Origin of the sequence: Caulobacter sp. BK020, from assembly GCF_004342605.1 — a bacterium.
Classification (GTDB): domain Bacteria; phylum Pseudomonadota; class Alphaproteobacteria; order Caulobacterales; family Caulobacteraceae; genus Caulobacter.
The window spans coordinates 12,707-31,229 of sequence record NZ_SLZL01000031.1; the positions used below are offsets into that span (position 1 = coordinate 12,707).

The following is an 18,523-nucleotide window of genomic DNA, read 5'->3' on the forward strand; positions in this document are numbered from 1 at the left end:
GGTATCAAACCACGACGATGAGGCGATCCCCTTGCTTCCGGGAAACACCCCGCCATCACCTGGAGAGACAGCATGGACAAGACCATGAAGGCCGCCGTCGTTCGGGCCTTTGGCCAGGCGCTGGTCGTGGAAGAGGTCGCACGGCCCAAGCCCGGACGTGGTCAGGTGCTGGTCAAGATCGCCGCCTGCGGGGTGTGCCACACCGACCTGCACGCCGCCCACGGCGATTGGCCCATCAAGCCCAGCCTGCCGCTCATTCCGGGCCACGAGGGCGTCGGCACGGTGGTCCAGGTCGGCAAGGGCGTCGAGCACGTCAAGGAAGGCGACCGGGTCGGCGTGCCCTGGCTGCACACGGCCTGCGGACATTGCGCCCACTGCCTGGGCGGCTGGGAGACCCTCTGCGAAGCGCAGCAGAACACCGGCTATTCGGTCAACGGCGGCTTTGCCGAATACGTGCTGGCCGACGCCGACTATGTCGGCCATCTGCCGGCCAATCTGAGCTTCCTGGAGGTGGCGCCGATCCTCTGCGCCGGCGTCACCGTCTACAAGGGCCTGAAGGTCACGGACGCCAAGCCTGGCGACTGGGTGGCGATCTCCGGCATTGGCGGGCTGGGCCACATGGCCGTGCAATACGCCAAGGCCATGGGGTTCAAGATCGCCGCCGTCGATATCGACGAGGACAAGCTTCGTCTGGCGCGCACTCTGGGCGCCGACATCACGGTCAACGCCAAGGAGACCGATCCTGGCCCCTACCTGCAGAATGAGATCGGCGGCGCCCAGGGCGTCCTGGTCACCGCCGTGTCGCCCATCGCGTTCTCCCAGGCTCTAGGCATGGTTCGGCGGGGCGGTACGGTGTCGCTCAACGGTCTGCCGCCCGGGGACTTCCCGCTGTCGATCTTCGACACGGTGTTGCGCGGGATCACCGTGCGCGGCTCCATCGTCGGTACGCGGCTGGACCTTCAGGAGGCCCTGGCCTTCGCCGCCGACGGCCGGGTGCGGGCCACGGTCCATGCCGAGGGGCTGGACAATATCAACAGCGTCTTCGACCGTATGGCGCGCGGCGAGATCGAGGGACGGGTGGTGCTCGACTTCGAGGATCGGCCGTGAGCGCCGCCGGGACGATCGGCGCGGGGCTTCTCGCCGTTCTGGCCTTGGGCTCGGCGGCGGCGGTTCAAGCTTCGCCTGAGCCCGCGACGCCAGGGCGGTCCTCGCAGGCGTTTGGCGGGCAGGGGATCGCCCAGCGCAACTGCGGAATCTGCCATGCCGTGGACGCCAGGCCCAGCCCGCTGGCCGACGCGCCGCCGTTCGCGACCCTGTATCGGCGCTACCCGCCAGGCGGCCTCGACCAGATCCTGACCGAAGGCATGCTGGCGCCCAGCCGCAAGCCCGAGGAGGGGTCTCCAGACCACCATCCGCGCATGCCGATGGTCGAACTGGACGATGATGAGGTCGCCCAGCTGAAGGCCTATCTGCGGAGCCTCGATCCTCGACCCCGGACACCGCCGCGATAGGCGAGGGTCGTGGCGTCGAGCGCCGCCGCGTGAATTTGAACGGGGCCAAGCTCAACGGCGCCCAGGCGCAAGATCTTACGCTACGAACAGGGAGGTTCGCGACATGACCGTTCTTCAACTGGCCTTTGTCATTCTGAACCTCGTCGCCTTCGCGACCTTCGTCCTGACCTTGGGCGCCGTGTCGGTGCGGGCCGCCGCCGGCGAAGGGCCGACCATGCGCAGGTCGCCACGGGCTTGGGACCGGAGGACCGCGCGATGATCCGCCGACGGTTCCTGGGGCTTCGGGCCATGGCGGTCGCCGCCATGGTCGTTGTGGGCGTGGCGTCGCTGGCCGGCTGCCAGCTGCGACACTTCCGTCAACCCTATCACGAGCCGGTCATGCAGCCGCTGAGTGCGCGCTAGCGTGGGGGCGTCCAAGGAGAGTTCCCGATGACCTATCCGCGTGGACATGCCTATCGGCGCCCCTCGGTTTTCCTGGCGCGACAGGCCAGGAGACGATCGGCGCGGCGGTCGCGCCTTGAGCCGGGCTGGATCCTTCCGGCCCTGGCGCTGCTCGCCCCGGTGGCCGGCGGCGCTTCGGCGTCGCTGCTGCAGGCCTGCCTGATGTTGGGGGCCGCCGCCGGTCTCGTCGCGGCCCGAGCGACCGGCGTCTTCTGGCCCGTGCTCGCCTGGGGCGGCGCAACTGGGGGCTTGGGCGCCATGCTCGCCGTCTTCGATGCGCCGAACGGTCAGAGCCTCACCCTGGCGGTGCTGGGAGTCGCGGTGGTGCAGGCCTTGGCGCTGCTGGGCGTCGCGCGTCCGGCGACGACCGTCGGATGGCGCGTGCGAGGGCGCGCGCTGCTTTCGCTTAGCGGTCCCCTGGCCCTGGTGGTCCTGGCCGCCAACACCACGCCCGATTGGCATAGCCTCGGAGCCGCCCTGGCGGTGGCGTTGGATCTGGCGGCCTTGCCGCTGGCCCTGGAGGCGCGTCGGCGCGCCAGGCCATGAGCGAGGTCCTCGCCGATCGGTCGCCTGAGGCCGGCGCCGCTGCCAAGCCATCCTTCTCCAACACCATCTCGGACACGATCGAGAGCGCGCGCGCCAGACGCAAGCTCTGGATCGCCGCGCTATTGCTGGGACTGGTCGCTGCGCTGGCCTGGCCCGCCCAACGGGTATTTCGCTTGCCGTCCGTGGCGTACGACGCCGCGCCTTCGTCGCCGCCCACGCGTCCCGCACCGAGCGCGGCCTTGATCGACCAGACCCGCACGGTCTGGCGGCGGCTCGACGCGACCCTGGAGCCCTGCGACCAGGCGGTGGCCAAGGTCGATTCCGCGCCGCCGGCTCCGGGGCAAGCGCCGGCGGCGGCGCGACGCGCCTTGACCGCCCGCGACGCCTGCCGTCGAGCAGGTTTGAGCCTGCTGGCGATGCGACCGCCCCAAGCCGCAGGGGGCTCCGAGCGCGCCGCCTTCAACGAGGCCCTGGCGCGTTGCCAATACCTCTATGTGGTGGAGGGCAACAGCTATGCACGGCTGGCGGAAGCCCTGAGGACCGGCGCCGAGGGCGCGGCGAAGTTCGAAGCCTGGGCCAATGTCAAGGACACGAATATCGACGCCCTGGGGTGCCGCACCGGCTTCATCAGCGCCGCTCGTCAAGCTGGCTTGCCCCCGTCCTTCTTCGAGGCGGCCGCGCCGATCAAGCCCGTTCCGGCGACCCGTTCGACGCGGCGCTCGCGCGCATGATCGACGAGGACCAGCGCACGCGGATTCTGGCCGCCGGACTCTCGACTCTCGCAAGCATCACCGACGCCTTGATCATCGTTCCCACGGCGCCATAGGCGCGCGCCGTGGGTGTTCCGCCAAGAGCCTCCATGGCCCTCGTCGACGACGGCTCCCGACTGGGACGCGATCAGAAGAGCCCGCGCGCGGCCGGATCGTAGCTGACCAGCAGGTTCTTGGTCTGCTGGTAGTGGTCGAGCATCATCTTGTGGTTCTCGCGGCCAAAGCCCGAGGCCTTGTAGCCGCCAAACGCCGCGTGGGCTGGATAGACGTGATAACAGTTGGTCCAGACCCGCCCGGCCTGGATCGCCCGACCCAGCCGGTAGGCGTCCGATCCGTCGCGGGTCCAGACGCCGCCGCCCAGACCGTAGGCGGTGTCGTTGGCGATGGCGATGGCGTCGTCGAGGGTCTTGAAGGGCGTGACCGAGAGCACCGGCCCAAAGATCTCCTCCTGGAAGATGCGCATCCTGTTGTCGCCGACGAAGACCGTCGGCTCGATGAAATAGCCCTGGTCGAGCTCACCGCCGGGCAGGGCGCGGGCCCCGCCGGTCAGGCACTTGGCGCCCTCCTGCTTGCCGATCTCGATGTAGCCGAGGATCTTGCGCAGTTGATCCTCGGAAGCCTGAGGCCCCATCTGGGTGGCCGGATCGAGGGGATCGCCGACCTTGATCGCGGCCACCCGGGCGATCGTCTTTTCCATGAAGCGATCGAAGATCGACTCCTGGACCAGGGCGCGTGACGGGCAGGTGCATACCTCGCCCTTGTTGAAGGCGAACAGCGTAAAGCCTTCGACCGCCTTGTTCAGGAAAGCGTCGTCCTCGCGCATGACATCAGCCATGAAGATGTTGGGCGATTTACCGCCCAGCTCCATGGTCTGGGGGATCAGGTGCTCGGCGGCGTACTGCATGATCTGCTTGCCGGTCGTCGTCTCGCCGGTGAACGACACCTTGGCGATGCGCGGATTGGCGGCGATCGCCCGGCCGACCGAGCCGCCCGGTCCCGTGACGACATTGAGCACGCCGGGCGGCAAGATGTCCGCGGTCAGTTCGGCGAACAGCAGCAGGGTCAGCGGCGTCTGCGAGGCCGGCTTGATCACTGCGCAGTTGCCCGCCGCCAGGGCCGGGGCGATCTTCCAGGCGGCCATCAGCAGCGGGAAGTTCCATGGGATGATCTGGCCGACGACGCCGAGCGGCTCGCGGAAGTGATAGGCGATGGTCTGGTCGTCGATCGTCGAGATCGCGCCCTCCTCGGCGCGCACGCAGCCGGCGAAATAGCGGAAGTGGTCGATCGCCAGCGGAATGTCGGCGCCGCGCGTCTCGCGGATCGGCTTGCCGTTGTCCAGCGTCTCGGCCAGGGCCAGCAGCTCCAGGTTCTCTTCCAGCCGGTCGGCCACGCGATTGAGGATCATCGCCCGCTCAGCCGGCGAGATCCGCGCCCAGGCGTCCTTGGCCCGGTGGGCGGCGTCCAGGGCGGTCTCGACGTCCTCGGCGGTCGACTTGGCGACTTCGACAAGCGGCTTGCCGTTGATCGGGCTGTAGGCGGTGAAAGTCTCGCCTTTCAGCGGCGCCCGCCATTGGCCGCCTATGAAATTGCCGTAGCGCGCGGGGACGCGACCCCGAGCCAATACCGTATCAAGCGCCTGCTGAAACATGGTGACTGCTCCTGGCGGCGGACCCGGTCATCGGAGACCCGCTCGCCGCGGTAGTTGTCGGCGCATGGCGCCCGGCCGCTTTGACGACGATCAATCAATCCTGGACCAGCCGCTCAAGCTAGGCGCCATGGGAAACGGTTCGGCTTCGCGGCGACCGTCAAGGCCAGAAGCGCGGTCAGGACGACGGCCGACGGACACGCCGTGCAGTGGCCGGGCAGCAGCGCCAAACCGGTCGTCTCGCCGCAGATCGGGCCCAGCGCCAGCGCGTTCCAGCGGTTCCAGGCGGCGTCCAGGGCCGCCAGCCAGGCGCCGGCGGCGCCGAGGCCCAGCGTCGTCAGCAGGAGTGGGCGAACGATGGAGAGCATGGCGGGCGAACCTTCGGTCGTGGGCGCTCTTTCGAGACGGCCAATAGGTCGCGCCAAGTTTGAAGCTTGGCTTTGATCGGAGTCAATTTTGTCCATCGTCGGCCATGTGAGGTTGCCCCCAACGTCGAGGGAGTCTTCATGTCCGCGTCCGCCACCGTCGCCGCGCCGCCCAAGGGGTCGGGCGCGGTCCTAGTCCTCTCCGTCTTGGCCGCTTTTCTGGCGATCATGGCGGCGGGTCTGTCCGAGGATCCGATCTTCCGGTTTCAAGCCGGGCTGGCGTGCCTGGCTGGGGTGATCAGCGCGTTCTTCCTGATCGGCGGCCTGGCCGGCGGGACCTTGCGCGACGCGCCCGACCGCTATGCCGACGGGGTGATCAAGGCCGGGGTCGTGGCCACCATGTTCTGGGCGGCCGTCGGCCTGCTGGTCGGGGTAGTGATCGCCAGCCAGCTAGCCTGGCCGCGGATCTTCTATTTCCCCGAAGCCGGGTGGCTGAACTTCGGACGGCTGCGGCCGGTCCACACCTCCGGGGTGATCTTCGCTTTCGGCGGCAACGCCCTGATCGCCACCTCGTTCTGGGTGGTGCAACGCACCTGCAAGGCCCGCCTGGCCGGCGGCATCGCCCCCTGGTTCGTGTTCTGGGGCTACCAGCTGTTCATCGTCCTGGCCGCCACCGGCTATCTGGCCGGCGCGACCCAGGGCCGCGAATACGCCGAGCCCGAATGGTACGTCGACATTTGGCTGACCATCGTCTGGGTCGTCTATCTGCTGGTGTTCCTGGGCACGATCTGGAAGCGCCGGGAGCCCCACATCTACGTGGCCAACTGGTTCTACCTGGCCTTCATCGTCACCATCGCCCTGCTGCACCTGGTCAACAACGCCGCCGTGCCGGTCGGCCTGCTGAACCACAAGTCCTACGGGGTGTTCTCCGGCGTCCAGGACGCCCTGGTCCAATGGTGGTACGGCCACAACGCCGTCGGCTTCTTCCTGACCGCCGGCTTCCTGGGCATGATGTACTACTTTGTGCCCAAGCGCGTGGAGCGCCCGGTCTACAGCTATCGCCTGTCGATCGTGCACTTCTGGGCGCTGATCTTCATCTACATCTGGGCCGGCCCGCACCACCTGCATTACACGGCCTTGCCGCAGTGGGCCCAGACCCTGGGCATGACCTTCTCGATCATGCTGTGGATGCCTTCCTGGGGCGGCATGATCAACGGCCTGATGACACTTTCGGGGGCCTGGGACAAGCTGCGCACCGACCCGGTGGTGCGCATGATGGTGGTCTCGATCGCCTTCTACGGCATGAGCACCTTCGAAGGACCGGTGATGTCGATCCGCGCGGTCAACGCGCTTTCCCACTACACCGATTGGACTATCGGGCACGTGCATTCCGGTGCGCTCGGCTGGGTCGGCTTCATCAGCTTCGGGGCGGTCTACTGCATGGTCCCGTGGCTGTGGAAGAAGCCGGCCATCTATTCCAACAAGCTGATCGAGTGGCACTTCTGGCTCGCGACCACCGGCATCCTTCTCTACATCGCCGCGATGTGGGTGTCGGGGATCATGGAAGGCCTGATGTGGCGCGAATACACGCCGCAGGGCTTCCTGGCCTACAGCTTCATCGAGACCGTCTCGGCCAAGCACGTCGAGAACGTCATCCGGATGGTCGGAGGGGCGATGTACCTGGCCGGCGCCCTGATCATGATCGTCAATCTCTGGCGCACGGCGCGGATGCCCGGCGCCGTCGAGCCGGCCGTCGCGGCCGCGCCCGCCCTCGCGACGGCCTGAGGATCCTGCGATGTCACTCTGGAAGCATCACGCCAAGTTCGAACGCCACTCCCTGTGGCTGATCATCGGCATCCTGGTCGTGGTCTCGGTCGGCGGCCTGGTCGAGATCGCCCCGCTGTTCTGGCTGCAGGGCACGATCGAGAAGGTCGAGGGCATGCGGCCCTATACGCCACTGGAGCTGGAGGGCCGTGACATCTATGTCCGCGAGGGCTGCTATCTGTGCCACTCGCAGATGATCCGCCCGCTGCGTGACGAGGTCGAACGCTACGGTCACTACAGCCTGGCCGCCGAAAGCCTGTACGACCACCCCTTCCAGTGGGGGTCCAAGCGCACCGGCCCGGACCTGGCGCGGGTTGGGGGCAAGTACTCCGACACCTGGCATCGCGACCACCTGATCGATCCGCGCGCGGTGGTGCCGGAGTCGGTAATGCCGCCCTACAGGTTCCTGGCCGAGACCGAACTCGACTACCGAGACCTGGTCGGCAAGATGAAGGCCCAGCGGGCGGTGGGTGTGCCCTACACGGTCGACGACCTGGCCAACGCCAGGACCGACCTGGAGGCTCAGGCCGATCCCTATTCGACCGGCGCGGTCGGCCTGCGAAAGCGCTACGGCGCCAAGGCGGTCAACCGCGACTTCGACGGCGACCCCGACAAGATCACCGAGATGGACGCCCTGGTGGCCTACCTGCAGATGCTCGGGACCTTGGTCGATTTCAGTTCCTACAAGGCCCAAGCGCCCGAGAACCAGAGGTAGCGCCATGACCTACGAAACCGTCGCCCGCATCGCTCAGCAGGGAGGGTTGATCTATTTCGGCCTCATCTTCCTGGCCGGGGTGGCCTACGCCCTGTGGCCGTCCAAGACGGCCGAATACCGCCGCGCCGCGCGCCTGCCGCTCGAAGACGAGGGGGACCCGCGATGAGCGAGCGCGAAACCGACGCCCCCACCGGCGTGGAGACGACCGGCCACGAGTGGGACGGCATCAAGGAACTGGACAATCCCCTGCCGCGCTGGTGGCTGTGGATCTGGGCCGCCTGCGTGGTGTTCGCGGTCGGCTACTGGGTGGCGATGCCGGCCTGGCCGGGCGCGCATGGCTACACCAGGGGCCTGCTGCGCGCGTCCGACCGCGTCGCCGTGACTGACAGCCTCAAGGTCCTGGACGCCCAGCGCGGCGCTAGCGCCCGGGCCCTGCGCACCGCCAGCCTAGAAGAGATCGAACGCGACCCCAAGCTTTCGGCCTACGCCCAGCAGGTCGGTCAATCGGTGTTCGGCGACAACTGCGCCACCTGCCACGGGATCGGCGGCACCGGCGGAAAGGGTTATCCCAATCTGCGCGACGATGTCTGGCTGTGGGGCGGCAGGCTCGAGGACATTCAGGACACCATCACCCACGGCGTGCGCACCGGCCGCCCAGGCGCGCGCCTGTCGCAGATGCCCGCCTTCGGCCGCGACGAGATGCTGCCGCCCGCGACGATCGACGACCTGACCGAATATGTCGTCAAGCTGTCGGGGCGTCCCGCCGACGCGGCCGCGGCGGCGCGGGCGGCGCCGGTGTTCGCCGAGCAATGCGCCAGCTGCCACGGCGTCGCGGGCCTGGGCGACCAGACCATCGGCGCGCCCAACCTGACCGACCGCGACTGGCTCTATGGACCAGGTCGCGCCGATATCCGCGGCCAGATCTACGCCGGCAACGGCGGGGTCATGCCCACCTGGAGCGGCCGGCTGAGCCCGGAAACCCTCAAGGCGCTGGCCGTCTACGTCCACGCCAACGCCGGCCAGTAGGGTCATGCCCACCCTGATCGACAACACCCGTCCCCCCATGCCGCCCAATTCGAAGGGCAAGGCGCAAGCGCGCGCGGCGGTCTCGGCCGCCGCGCGCGCCAAGGGGCGGGGCGACGCCAGGGGCGGACTCTACAAGCCGCGCGAGCCGATCTATCCCAAGCTGGTCCATGGTCGGTGGCGGACCATCAAATGGGCGCTGCTGATCGCCACCCTGGCGATCTACTACGTCACCCCCTGGATCCGCTGGGCCCGGCCCGGCGACCTGCCTCGGCAGGCGGTGCTGGTCGATTTCACCGGCCGCCGCTTCTACTTCTTCGACATCCAGCTGTGGCCGCAGGAAGTCTATATCTTCACCGGCCTGATGATCATGGGCGCGCTGGCCCTGTTCCTGGTGACGGCGCTGTTTGGACGGCTATGGTGCGGCTACACCTGTCCCCAGACCGTCTGGACCGATCTCTACATCGTCGTCGAGCGCCTGTTCGAGGGCGATCGCAACGCCCGCATGCGCCTGGACGGCCAGCCGCTGTCGCTCGACAAAGCCTGGCGCAAGAGCGGCAAGCACCTGACCTGGCTGGCTATCGCCTTCGGCACAGGCGGGGCCTGGATCTTCTATTTCCATGACGCCCCGACCCTGATCCGCACGTTCTGGACGGGCCAGGCCCCCCTGACGGCCTACGTCTCCTGCGCCCTGCTGACCGCCACCACCTACGGCTTCGCCGGCTGGATGCGCGAGCAGGTCTGCACCTACATGTGCCCCTGGCCGCGCATCCAGGGGGCCATGCTCGACGAGCACTCACTGCAGGTGACCTATCTGCGCGATCGCGGCGAACCGCGCGGCGCCCACAAGAAGAACCGGGACTGGGCCGGACGGGGGGACTGCATCGACTGCAAGCAGTGCGTGGTCGTCTGTCCGATGGGGATCGACATCCGCGACGGCAGCCAGCTGGAATGCATCAATTGCGGTCTGTGCGTGGACGCTTGCGACGAGATCCTCGGCAAGCTCGGCCGTCCGATCGGCCTGATCGCCTATGACACCGACGCGGCGGTGGCCCGCCGGGCCCGCGGCCAGGCAGCGGTCTACAAGCCGGTGCGCGCGCGAACGCTCTACTACGCCCTGGCCCTCGTCCTGGTCAGCGGCCTGACGCTGTGGGGGCTGCTGGCCCGGCCCAAGGTCGATCTCCACGTCATCCGCGATCGCAATCCGATCTTCGTGCGCATGCACGACGGAGCTGTCCGTGACGGCTACACGCTGAAGATCAGCAACCGCACCTTCTTCGACCAGCGTTTCGTCATCGCCTTCGACGGGGTGGCCGGCGTGCGCCTCGGCCGGCCCGGCGGCGCGGCTGATCCCGGCGTGGTGCTGGCGCCGGCCGATCAGGTCGTGTCCGTGCGGGTCTTCGTCACCGCGCCGGCCGACGCGGCCCTGGCGGCCAGCACGCCCGTACGGTTCGTCATCGCCTCCGGCGCCGCGCGCGCCGAGGCCAAGACCGTCTTCCTCTCTGGAGCAGAGAACCCGCAATGACGCTCGCCGCCCCCTCATCCGCTACGGTCGCGCCGGACGCCGCCGCGCCGGCCACCGTCTCGGGCAAGACCGTCCTGACCGGCTGGCACGTGCTCGCCATGGTGGTGGCGTTCTTCGCCGTGGTGACCGGCGTCGACGCCTTCTTCATGGTCAAGGCCTACGCCACCTTCTCTGGCCAGGTGGCCTCCAATCCATACGAGGCGGGTCTGGCGTTCAACAGGACCCTCGCCCAGCGCGAGCGCGAGGCGACTCTGGGCTGGTCGGCCGCCGTCGATGCGAGCGTCGGCGACGCCGTCGTGGTCCGCCTGGTCGATCGCGCCGGCCGTCCCCTCGACCGTTTGTCCCTGACCGGGACGCTCGATCGCCCGGCCACCGAAAGCGGCCGCCAGACCCTGGCCTTCGAGTCCCTGGGCGACGGGCGATACCGGGCCCGGGCCCGCCTGGACGGGGCTTGGGACCTGCGCGCCACGGCCCGCGACGATCGGAACGTTTTCGAGCTGGAGACCCGGCTGGTGGCGCCGGCCGGAGCGGGCCGGTGAGCCCGGTCCTGGCGCGCGGCCCAGACCTTGAGGCCTTTGTCCGCCGCGACGGCGAGGGCGGCGGGCGTCTGGAGCTGCTGGTCGCCGGCGCGCGGTGCGCGGCCTGCATCCGCAAGATCGAGGCGGCCGTGGACGCCCTGCCAGGCGTGGCGGGCGCGCGCCTGAACCTGACCACCGGCAAGCTGGCGGTCGACCTGACGGGCCCCGACGCCCGGCCGGACGTGATCATGGAGACGGTCGAGGCCTTGGGATACAGGGCGAGCCTCTTCGATCCGGCCCAGGCCGTCGCGGCCCAGGACCAGGAGGGGCGAGAGCTCGCGGTGGCCCTGGGCGTGGCGGGCTTTGGCGCCGGCAATGTGATGATGTTCACGGTCCCGGCCTGGGCGGGGCTGTTTGGCCAGGAGCTGAACGCTTCGACCCTGACGCTGATGTATTGGATGGCGGCTATCGTCGCCACGCCCTGCGCCCTGTTCGCCGGACGGCCGTTCTTCCGCTCGGCCTGGACTTCGCTGTGGCGGGGCAAGGCCAATATGGACGTGCCGATCTCGATCGGCGTCATCCTCACCCTGGCCGTCAGCTTCTCCGAGACCCTGCTGCATGGCCGCCACGCCTATTTCGACGCGGCTGTGACCTTGCTCTTCCTGCTGCTGATCGGTCGCTACCTGGATCACCGCCTGCGGGCCAGCGCTCGCTCGGCCGCGCGCGACCTGCTGGCCTTGCAGGCGCCCGTGGCCTTGCGCCTGCATCACGGCGTGGAGTCGGGCGTGCCCGTGGCCCAGGTGAGGGTGGGCGACCGCCTGGCTGTGCCGCCCGGCCAGAGAATCCCCGTCGACGGCCAGGTCGAGGCGGGCGTGTCGGACATCGACAACGCCTTGATCACCGGCGAGACGGCCCTGACGGCCGTGGGCCCAGGGGCGCGGCTGCACGCCGGCGCCCTGAACCTGACCGGGCGGCTGGTGATGGTCGCCAGCGCGCGCAGCGAGGACTCCACCCTGGCGGCGATCGCGCGCCTGATGGAGGCCGGAGCCCAGAGCCGATCGGCCTATGTGCGCCTGGCCGACAAGGCCGCGGCGCTCTATGTGCCGATCGTCCACGCCGCCGCGGCCCTGACCTTCGTCGGCGCGTGGGCGCTGGGCCTTGGCCCGCGCGAGGCCCTGCTGAGGGCCGCGGCGGTCTTGATCGTCACCTGTCCCTGCGCCCTGGGCCTGGCCGCGCCGGCGGTGCAGATCGCCGCCAGCGCGCGGCTCTTTCGCAAGGGGGTGCTGGTCAAGTCCGGCGCGGCGCTCGAACGCCTGGCCGAGGTCGACCACGTGGTGCTCGACAAGACCGGGGTCCTGACCGAGGGGCGCCCGCGCCTGGTCGACGCGCCGGCCCATCTGGTCGCCCTGGCCGCGCCGCTGGCCCGCGCCTCGCGCCATCCCCTGGCCCTGGCCCTGGCGCGCGAGGCGGGCCTCGGCCTGGTGGCGCAGGCCTGCGTGGAGACGGCGGGGCAGGGCGTCGAAGGGCTCATCCAGGGCCGGCGCGCGCGTCTGGGGCGGGCCGCGTTCGTCGGCGTCGAGCAGGCCCAGGGCGCGGAGACGGAGCTGTGGTTCGGCTTCGAGGGCGACCTGAAGATCCGCTTTACCTTCGAGGACGCGCCGCGCGCCGACGCCGTCCAGGCCGTCGCCGACCTGCGCGCCCTGGGGCTGACGGTCGAAATCCTGTCGGGCGACCTGGCCGGGCCGGTTTCGAGGATCGCCGCGGCGTTGGGTGTCGTCGACTGGCGCGCTGGTCTGACGCCGTTCGACAAGGTGGAGGCGATCGACACGCTCAAGGCGCGAAATCGCAAGGTCTTGATGGTCGGCGACGGCCTCAACGACGCCGCCGCCCTGGCCCGCGCCCAGGCTTCGATGGCGCCGGGCGCGGCTGTCGACGCAGCCCAGAACGCCGCCGACCTGGTGTTCACCGGGGAGGGGCTGGCGGCGGTCGCCACGGCGATCGGCGTGGCCCGCTCGGCCCGGGCGCGCGCCTTGCAGAACTTCGCCTTCTCCGCCGCCTACAACCTGCTGGCTATGCCCGCCGCCATGGCCGGCCTGGTCAACCCGTTCATCGCGGCCCTGGCGATGTCGGGCTCCTCGATGGTCGTGCTGCTCAACGCCCTGCGTCCGGGATGGCGGCGATGAACATCATCCTGTTCCTGGCGCCGTGCTCGATCGGACTGGGCGCCCTGGGCCTGGCGGCCTTCCTGTGGACCATGCGGGCGGGGCAGTACGACGACCCCAACGGCGACGCGGCCCGCGTGCTCTACGACCACCTCGACGACAGGCCGCCGCCCGATTGATCCAGATCACGGCGAAGCGGCCGGGCGACGGGTCTAGTCCTGGCGACCGGAGACTCGCCATGACCCCCTCGACGCCGTGTGAGCGCCACCCCGACCCGATCGCCTCGCAGCGCCTGCGGCTGCTTGAGCGCTACGACCAGCGCGCCCCGCGCTATACGAGCTACCCCACCGCCCTGGACTTTGGACCGGCGGTGGACGCCCAGGTCTATGGCGATTGGCTGTCGGCCCTGGACCCGGCCGATCCGGTCTCGCTCTATGTCCACGTGCCGTTCTGCGCGCGCCTGTGCTGGTACTGCGGCTGCAACACGCGGGTGGTGCGCAAGCCCGAGCTGATCTCCGACTATGTCCAGGGGCTGATCGAGGAGCTGATCCTGGTCGAGCGGCGCCTGCCAGGCCGAATGCGGGCCGGCGCCGTGCACCTGGGCGGCGGCACGCCCAACATGCTGTCGCGCGACGACCTGGTGCGATTGTTCGCCGCCCTGCGCCACGTCTTCCCGTTCCGGCCAGGCGTGGAGATCTCCGCCGAGCTCGATCCGGGCGTCCTGACCGAAAGCTGGGTGAAGGCCGCGGCCTTCCATGGCCTGACCCGGGCCAGCCTCGGCGTCCAGGACCTGGCGCCGCATGTCCAGCAGGCCGTCAACCGGGTCGAACCGTTCGAGGTGGTCGAGCGCGCGGTCGGCTGGCTGCGCCAGGCGGGCGTCGCCTCGGTGAATCTCGACCTGATGTACGGCCTGCCGCGCCAGCGCCAGGCCGATGTCGTCGCCACCCTCGACAAGGTGCTTACCCTGCGCCCGGAGCGCATCGCCCTGTTCGGCTACGCCCATGTGCCGTGGGCCAGGACCCATCAGAAACTGATCGACGCCAGCGCGCTGGCCGGCGCGGAGGAGCGCCTGGAGCAGAGCCTGGCGGCCGCCGAACGCCTGCTGGCCGCCGGCTACGTGGCGGTCGGCCTGGACCACTTCGCCCTGCCGAGCGATCCGCTCTGCCAGGGCGCGTTGCGGCGCAATTTCCAGGGCTACACCAGCGACCCCTATCCGACCTTGATCGGGCTGGGCGCCTCGTCGATCGGCCGCCTGCCGCAGGGCTTCGTGCAGAACCACGTCGGCGAACTGGCCTGGCGCGCCGACCTGGACGCGGGCCGGCTGCCGGTTGCTCGCGGCCTGGTTCTGACCGATGAGGACCGCCTGCGCGGCGAGGTGATCGAGCGGCTGATGTGCGACGGTTCCGTCGAACTGGACGCCGTCGCGGCGCGGCATGGTCAGGACCGCTCCGCCTTCGCCGCCGACCTGCGAAGGCTGGCGGCCTTGCAGGCGGACGGCCTGGTCGGGGTCGATGGCGGTCGGGTTGTCGTGACGGCCCTGGGACGGCCGTTCGTGCGGGTCGTGGCCCAGGTGTTCGATCGCCACTCGAATGTTCAGCAGAGATTTTCCCGCGCGGTCTAGATTTTCGGATTTATGATACAGGTCAAGTTTAAGGATCGGCGCATCCGCTAGAACAAGCCCACGCAACCTCTGCTGATGGTGAGTTGCGATAAATGGGGATAGACTGTGAAAAAGCTCCTGTTTGTGGCGGCGGCCGCCGCCGGGCTGTCGACGGGCGTGGCCCACGCCGAGGACTTCCAGCCCAAGGCGAAGGGCGACCTGATCGTCCATCTTCGCCTGACCGAGGTGGCGCCCGACAAGGACGCGGCGATCCTGACCAGCGCCGGGGCGGCCACCGGCCTGAAGGCCCATGTGGGCGACGACGTGATGCCGACCCTGGGCTTCACCTACTTCCTGAGCGACAAGGTCGCGGTCGAGGCGATCCTGGGGACCACCCAGCATAGCATCCGTGCGCAGGGCCCGGGCACGGACGTCCTGACCCACAAGACCTGGGTGCTGCCGCCGGTCGTGACCCTGCAGTATCACCCGCTGCCGGCCGCCAGGGTCAGCCCCTATGTCGGGGCCGGGATCAACTACATGCTGTTCTACGGCGGCAAGGACAAGAACGGCTTCAAGGTGAAGGTCGACGACGGCTTCGGCTACGCGCTGCAGGCGGGGGTCGACGTGGCGGTCAAGGGACCCTGGTCGCTGAACGCCGACGTCAAGAAGGTGTGGTTCGACACCGACGCCAAGATCAACGGCGGCGCGCTGAAGGCCAAGGTCAACCTTGACCCGATCGTCGCGTCGGTCGGCGTCAGCCGCAGGTTCTAGGCGCGTCGCACGAGCTGTTGTCCATCCGGACTTTGTCTTGGCGAAGCCCACGCGCGCCTGGTCTCGCAGATCGGGCGCGCCAGAGCGCTGTGCAGAGGCTTTTGGGCGAGGGGCCGCGGTCGGTTCACGACGCGCGCCTTTCTGACAGAAGGTCACATTGACGTTTGACCGCGCCAGGCGCGACCATGGACCGAAAGCGGCGGGGAGAGCGCCAACATGGACGACAGATCCAGAGGGGGGCACGGAAGCCGGATCAAACAGGCGCTGGACGACGCCGCCAGTCCGGCGAACTCGGCCCTGGCCGCGTCCTGGCGGCGATCGATGTCGCTGCATGGGCTCGATCCCGAGGACGCCGGCGGCCCCCAGACCCTGACCGAGACGCAATTGCATCAGGCGCGCCAGGCCATGGAGCCGATGACGCGGGCCGCGCAAGGCGTGCTCGATCGACTGTTTCTCGCCATAGGCGACGCGGGATGTTGCGTGCTGCTGACCAATGCCGACGGCGTGCCCGTCGAGCGTCGGGGCGCGGCGGCCGATGACGCGCTTTTTCGTCGTTGGGGCCTCTGGCCCGGCGCGATCTGGTCCGAAGCGGTCGAGGGCACCAACGGCATCGGCACGGCCCTGGTCGAGCATCGTCCCCTCACCATCCACGGCGGACAGCATTTCCACACCCGCAACACCGCGCTCAGCTGCATCAGCCACCCGATCCATGATCCGCGGGGGCGGCTGGCGGGCCTGCTGGACGTCTCATCCTGCCGGGCCGACGCCACCGTCGGCATGCTGGGCCTGATCGCCGCCGCGGTGGCGGACGCGGCGCGCGCCATCGAGGCCCAGTCTTTTCGCCAGGCCTTCGCCACGGCGCGGATCGTGCTGGCCGGAGACGCGGCCGAGCGCAACGCCGCCGCGCTGCTGGCCGTCGATCGGGACGACCTCGTCATCGGGGCCACCCGAGCCGCGCGCCTGGCGCTGGCGATCACCGACGAGCGGATCGCCGGCCAACTGGCGGCCTCGGAAGTGCTGAGCCCCGGTTCGGTCGACGCCGATCTCCTGGAGGCCGAGCGGGGGGCGGTGCGCCGCGCCCTGGCCCTGAGCGGCGGCAACGTCTCGGCGGCGGCGCGCGCGCTGGGGATCAGCCGGGCGACCTTGCATCGCAAGCTTCATCGGCTCGGCCTGGCTAGCGAACCGCACTGAGGCGACTGTCGCAATCCTGCGACAGGTTTGCGCCGCAGCATCGCGCGGCGGTCTGGCGTTTCCATCCTGACGGGCCGAGCCTGGCTTCCAAAGACGTCGACAACCGACGCCCGAGGAAACCAGGAGGCTTTGATGACTAAGCCGCAATTCGTTCGCGCCGTGACCCCTCAGTTCAAGCCGCGCTATGACAACTTCATCGGCGGCCAGTGGGTCGCGCCGGTCAACGGCCGCTATTTCGAGAACACCTCCCCGGTGAACGGCCAGGTCCTTTGCGAAGTGGCGCGATCGGACGCGGCCGACGTCGAGCTGGCGCTCGACGCGGCCCACGCCGCCAAGGACGCGTGGGGCAAGACCAGCGTGACCGAACGGGCCGTGATCCTGAACCGGATCGCCGACCGGATTGAGGCCAGCCTCAAGGCCGTCGCCGAGGCCGAGACCTGGGACAACGGCAAGCCGGTGCGCGAGACCCTGGCCGCCGACATCCCGCTGGCCATCGACCATTTCCGTTATTTCGCCGGCTGCATTCGCGCCCAGGAAGGCGGCATCTCCGAGCTCGACCACGACACGGTCGCCTACCACTTCCACGAGCCGCTCGGCGTGGTCGGTCAGATCATCCCGTGGAACTTCCCGATCCTGATGGCCGCCTGGAAGATCGCCCCGGCCCTGGCGGCGGGCAACTGCATCGTGCTCAAGCCGGCGGAACAGACGCCGGCCTCGATCCTGGTGGTGGTCGAACTGATCCAGGACCTGCTGCCGCCGGGCGTGCTGAACATCGTCTCGGGGACCGGCGTCGAGGTCGGCGAACCGCTGGCCACCAATCCGCGCATCGCCAAGATCGCCTTCACCGGCTCGACCGCCGTCGGCCAGAAGATCATGGAATACGCGACCCGCAACCTCATCCCCGTCACGCTGGAGCTGGGCGGCAAGTCGCCGAACATCTTCTTCAGGGACGTGATGGACGCCGACGACGCCTTCCTGGACAAGGCGCTGGAGGGCTTTGCGATGTTCGCCCTGAACCAGGGCGAGGTCTGCACCTGCCCCAGCCGAGCCCTGATCCACGAGGACATCTATGAGGCCTTCATCGAGAAGGCGATCGCGCGGGTCGAAGCGATCCGGCAAGGCGATCCGCTGGATCCCGGCACCCAGGTCGGCGCCCAGGCCTCCAGTCAGCAACTAAAGAAGATCCTGGGCTATCTCCAGCTGGGCAAGGACGAGGGCGCGCAGGTGCTGACCGGCGGCGACCAGGCGGTGCTCGAGGACGACCTGGCCGGCGGCTACTACGTCAAGCCGACAGTGTTCAAGGGAACGAACGACATGCGGATCTTCCAGGAGGAGATCTTCGGTCCGGTGCTGGCGGTCACCACCTTCAAGACCCTGGAGGAGGCCGTCGCCATCGCCAACGACACCGAGTACGGCCTGGGCGCCGGGGTGTGGTCGCGCGACATGAACACCGCCTATCGGGCGGGCCGCGCCATTCAGGCCGGTCGGGTCTGGACCAACTGCTATCACCACTATCCGGCCCACGCCGCGTTCGGCGGTTACAAGAAGTCGGGCATCGGGCGCGAGAACCACCGGATGATGCTGGACCACTACCAGCAGACCAAGAACCTGCTGGTCAGCTACAGCCCCGACAAGCTGGGCTTCTTCTAACGCCCTTCTACTCACGGGCGCTGGGTCACGGGGCGTCGGCGCGATCGACGCCCCACGACGTCATCACCAAGCAGGGATACCTTTGATGGCCAAGACCATGGAAGCCGCCTGTTCGCCCTGGCGCGCGGCCGAGCGTGAAGGAAGCCCGGCGCCCGTTCCGTCGCCGGAATATCCGGTTCCCGACGACTGGGCGGGCAAGGCCCATATCGACGCGGCGGGCTATGAGGCGGCGCTGGCGCGGGTGGAGGCCGATCCGGAGGGCTACT

At 69.1% G+C, this 18,523-nt stretch carries 21 protein-coding genes; 19 read left to right on the plus strand and 2 right to left on the minus strand.

Features of this window, described 5'->3' with window-relative positions:
* Window positions 1–72: 72 nt before the first annotated feature.
* The 6 genes from adhP (at window position 73) to EV278_RS22875 (ending at window position 3,229) form a co-directional block, all read left to right on the plus strand.
* Window positions 73–1,107 carry an alcohol dehydrogenase AdhP gene (gene adhP / locus EV278_RS22860; protein WP_132096372.1) on the plus strand — a complete coding sequence of 345 codons (1,035 nt, stop codon included), beginning with the start codon at window positions 73–75 and terminating at the stop codon, window positions 1,105–1,107.
* Window positions 1,104–1,511: a cytochrome c gene (locus EV278_RS22865; protein WP_132096374.1), complete on the plus strand. Its 408-nt coding sequence runs from the start codon at window positions 1,104–1,106 to the stop codon at window positions 1,509–1,511. The genes adhP and EV278_RS22865 overlap by 4 nt, the downstream gene beginning before the upstream one ends.
* Window positions 1,512–1,614: 103 nt before the next feature.
* Entirely contained in the window at window positions 1,615–1,770 is a 156-nt protein-coding gene (locus EV278_RS24145) for a hypothetical protein (RefSeq protein WP_165916750.1), read from the plus strand.
* Window positions 1,767–1,913 (plus strand): hypothetical protein, encoded by a 147-nt coding sequence (locus EV278_RS24150; RefSeq protein WP_165916751.1) that lies wholly within the window; start codon window positions 1,767–1,769, stop codon window positions 1,911–1,913. Before EV278_RS24145 ends, EV278_RS24150 begins: the two co-directional genes overlap by 4 nt.
* A 27-nt stretch (window positions 1,914–1,940) precedes the next feature.
* Window positions 1,941–2,498 (plus strand): hypothetical protein, encoded by a 558-nt coding sequence (locus EV278_RS22870; RefSeq protein ID WP_132096376.1) that lies wholly within the window; start codon window positions 1,941–1,943, stop codon window positions 2,496–2,498.
* Window positions 2,495–3,229 carry a hypothetical protein gene (locus EV278_RS22875; protein ID WP_132096378.1) on the plus strand — a complete coding sequence of 245 codons (735 nt, stop codon included), beginning with the start codon at window positions 2,495–2,497 and terminating at the stop codon, window positions 3,227–3,229. The genes EV278_RS22870 and EV278_RS22875 overlap by 4 nt, the downstream gene beginning before the upstream one ends.
* Window positions 3,230–3,395: 166 nt before the next feature.
* Here the strand turns inward: EV278_RS22875 and EV278_RS22880 are convergent, their stop codons facing one another.
* Together EV278_RS22880 and EV278_RS22885 are read right to left on the minus strand one after the other, a co-directional pair.
* Window positions 3,396–4,916 carry an aldehyde dehydrogenase family protein gene (locus tag EV278_RS22880; protein WP_132096380.1) on the minus strand — a complete coding sequence of 507 codons (1,521 nt, stop codon included), beginning with the start codon at window positions 4,914–4,916 and terminating at the stop codon, window positions 3,396–3,398.
* A 113-nt stretch (window positions 4,917–5,029) separates the two neighbouring features.
* The gene (locus EV278_RS22885; protein ID WP_132096382.1) at window positions 5,030–5,281 is read right to left on the minus strand and encodes a hypothetical protein; all 252 of its coding nucleotides are present in this window, start codon (window positions 5,279–5,281) and stop codon (window positions 5,030–5,032) included.
* A gap of 138 nt (window positions 5,282–5,419) precedes the next feature.
* On the opposite strand from EV278_RS22885, the gene ccoN reads away from it, so the two are divergent.
* From ccoN to EV278_RS22950, 13 genes are all read left to right on the plus strand, one after another.
* Complete coding sequence (ccoN, locus tag EV278_RS22890; protein ID WP_132096384.1) at window positions 5,420–7,063, plus strand: cytochrome-c oxidase, cbb3-type subunit I; 1,644 nt, start codon at window positions 5,420–5,422, stop codon at window positions 7,061–7,063.
* 10 nt (window positions 7,064–7,073) lie between these two features.
* Window positions 7,074–7,817 (plus strand): cytochrome-c oxidase, cbb3-type subunit II, encoded by a 744-nt coding sequence (gene ccoO / locus EV278_RS22895; RefSeq protein WP_132096386.1) that lies wholly within the window; start codon window positions 7,074–7,076, stop codon window positions 7,815–7,817.
* A 4-nt stretch (window positions 7,818–7,821) separates the two neighbouring features.
* The gene (locus EV278_RS22900; protein WP_132096388.1) at window positions 7,822–7,983 is read left to right on the plus strand and encodes a cbb3-type cytochrome c oxidase subunit 3; all 162 of its coding nucleotides are present in this window, start codon (window positions 7,822–7,824) and stop codon (window positions 7,981–7,983) included.
* Entirely contained in the window at window positions 7,980–8,843 is an 864-nt protein-coding gene (gene ccoP, locus EV278_RS22905; RefSeq protein WP_132096390.1) for a cytochrome-c oxidase, cbb3-type subunit III, read from the plus strand. The genes EV278_RS22900 and ccoP overlap by 4 nt, the downstream gene beginning before the upstream one ends.
* A 4-nt stretch (window positions 8,844–8,847) precedes the next feature.
* Window positions 8,848–10,365 carry a cytochrome c oxidase accessory protein CcoG gene (gene ccoG / locus EV278_RS22910; RefSeq protein WP_132096392.1) on the plus strand — a complete coding sequence of 506 codons (1,518 nt, stop codon included), beginning with the start codon at window positions 8,848–8,850 and terminating at the stop codon, window positions 10,363–10,365.
* Window positions 10,362–10,904, plus strand: coding sequence for a FixH family protein (locus EV278_RS22915; RefSeq protein ID WP_132096394.1), 543 nt, complete (start codon window positions 10,362–10,364; stop codon window positions 10,902–10,904). Before ccoG ends, EV278_RS22915 begins: the two co-directional genes overlap by 4 nt.
* Window positions 10,901–13,066, plus strand: a complete 2,166-nt coding sequence (locus EV278_RS22920; protein ID WP_132096396.1) for a heavy metal translocating P-type ATPase — start codon at window positions 10,901–10,903, stop codon at window positions 13,064–13,066. Before EV278_RS22915 ends, EV278_RS22920 begins: the two co-directional genes overlap by 4 nt.
* Window positions 13,063–13,224: a cbb3-type cytochrome oxidase assembly protein CcoS gene (ccoS, locus tag EV278_RS22925; RefSeq protein WP_132096398.1), complete on the plus strand. Its 162-nt coding sequence runs from the start codon at window positions 13,063–13,065 to the stop codon at window positions 13,222–13,224. The genes EV278_RS22920 and ccoS overlap by 4 nt, the downstream gene beginning before the upstream one ends.
* Before the next feature lie 59 nt (window positions 13,225–13,283).
* Window positions 13,284–14,666 (plus strand): oxygen-independent coproporphyrinogen III oxidase, encoded by a 1,383-nt coding sequence (gene hemN, locus EV278_RS22930; RefSeq protein WP_132096400.1) that lies wholly within the window; start codon window positions 13,284–13,286, stop codon window positions 14,664–14,666.
* Between the two features lie 105 nt (window positions 14,667–14,771).
* Window positions 14,772–15,416 carry an OmpW family outer membrane protein gene (locus EV278_RS22935; protein WP_132096402.1) on the plus strand — a complete coding sequence of 215 codons (645 nt, stop codon included), beginning with the start codon at window positions 14,772–14,774 and terminating at the stop codon, window positions 15,414–15,416.
* A 216-nt stretch (window positions 15,417–15,632) separates the two neighbouring features.
* Window positions 15,633–16,607, plus strand: a complete 975-nt coding sequence (locus tag EV278_RS22940) for a GAF domain-containing protein (RefSeq protein ID WP_132096404.1) — start codon at window positions 15,633–15,635, stop codon at window positions 16,605–16,607.
* 132 nt (window positions 16,608–16,739) lie between these two features.
* Complete coding sequence (locus tag EV278_RS22945) at window positions 16,740–18,257, plus strand: aldehyde dehydrogenase family protein (protein WP_132096406.1); 1,518 nt, start codon at window positions 16,740–16,742, stop codon at window positions 18,255–18,257.
* 85 nt (window positions 18,258–18,342) lie between these two features.
* Window positions 18,343–18,523: hypothetical protein (locus EV278_RS22950; RefSeq protein WP_132096408.1), on the plus strand; the 181-nt coding region annotated here is incomplete at its 3' end.

Bases quoted from the DNA above. Each gene is read 5' to 3' on its own strand.
- adhP (WP_132096372.1), top strand. From the start codon at position 73: ATGGACAAGACCATGAAGGCCGCCGTCGTTCGGGCCTTTGGCCAGGCG.
- EV278_RS24145 (WP_165916750.1), top strand. From the start codon at position 1,615: ATGACCGTTCTTCAACTGGCCTTTGTCATTCTGAACCTCGTCGCCTTC.
- EV278_RS24150 (WP_165916751.1), top strand. From the start codon at position 1,767: ATGATCCGCCGACGGTTCCTGGGGCTTCGGGCCATGGCGGTCGCCGCC.
- EV278_RS22870 (WP_132096376.1), top strand. From the start codon at position 1,941: ATGACCTATCCGCGTGGACATGCCTATCGGCGCCCCTCGGTTTTCCTG.
- EV278_RS22875 (WP_132096378.1), top strand. From the start codon at position 2,495: ATGAGCGAGGTCCTCGCCGATCGGTCGCCTGAGGCCGGCGCCGCTGCC.
- EV278_RS22880 (WP_132096380.1), bottom strand. From the start codon at position 4,916: ATGTTTCAGCAGGCGCTTGATACGGTATTGGCTCGGGGTCGCGTCCCC.
- EV278_RS22885 (WP_132096382.1), bottom strand. From the start codon at position 5,281: ATGCTCTCCATCGTTCGCCCACTCCTGCTGACGACGCTGGGCCTCGGC.
- ccoN (WP_132096384.1), top strand. From the start codon at position 5,420: ATGTCCGCGTCCGCCACCGTCGCCGCGCCGCCCAAGGGGTCGGGCGCG.
- ccoO (WP_132096386.1), top strand. From the start codon at position 7,074: ATGTCACTCTGGAAGCATCACGCCAAGTTCGAACGCCACTCCCTGTGG.
- EV278_RS22900 (WP_132096388.1), top strand. From the start codon at position 7,822: ATGACCTACGAAACCGTCGCCCGCATCGCTCAGCAGGGAGGGTTGATC.
- ccoP (WP_132096390.1), top strand. From the start codon at position 7,980: ATGAGCGAGCGCGAAACCGACGCCCCCACCGGCGTGGAGACGACCGGC.
- ccoG (WP_132096392.1), top strand. From the start codon at position 8,848: ATGCCCACCCTGATCGACAACACCCGTCCCCCCATGCCGCCCAATTCG.
- EV278_RS22915 (WP_132096394.1), top strand. From the start codon at position 10,362: ATGACGCTCGCCGCCCCCTCATCCGCTACGGTCGCGCCGGACGCCGCC.
- ccoS (WP_132096398.1), top strand. From the start codon at position 13,063: ATGAACATCATCCTGTTCCTGGCGCCGTGCTCGATCGGACTGGGCGCC.
- hemN (WP_132096400.1), top strand. From the start codon at position 13,284: ATGACCCCCTCGACGCCGTGTGAGCGCCACCCCGACCCGATCGCCTCG.
- EV278_RS22940 (WP_132096404.1), top strand. From the start codon at position 15,633: ATGGACGACAGATCCAGAGGGGGGCACGGAAGCCGGATCAAACAGGCG.
- EV278_RS22945 (WP_132096406.1), top strand. From the start codon at position 16,740: ATGACTAAGCCGCAATTCGTTCGCGCCGTGACCCCTCAGTTCAAGCCG.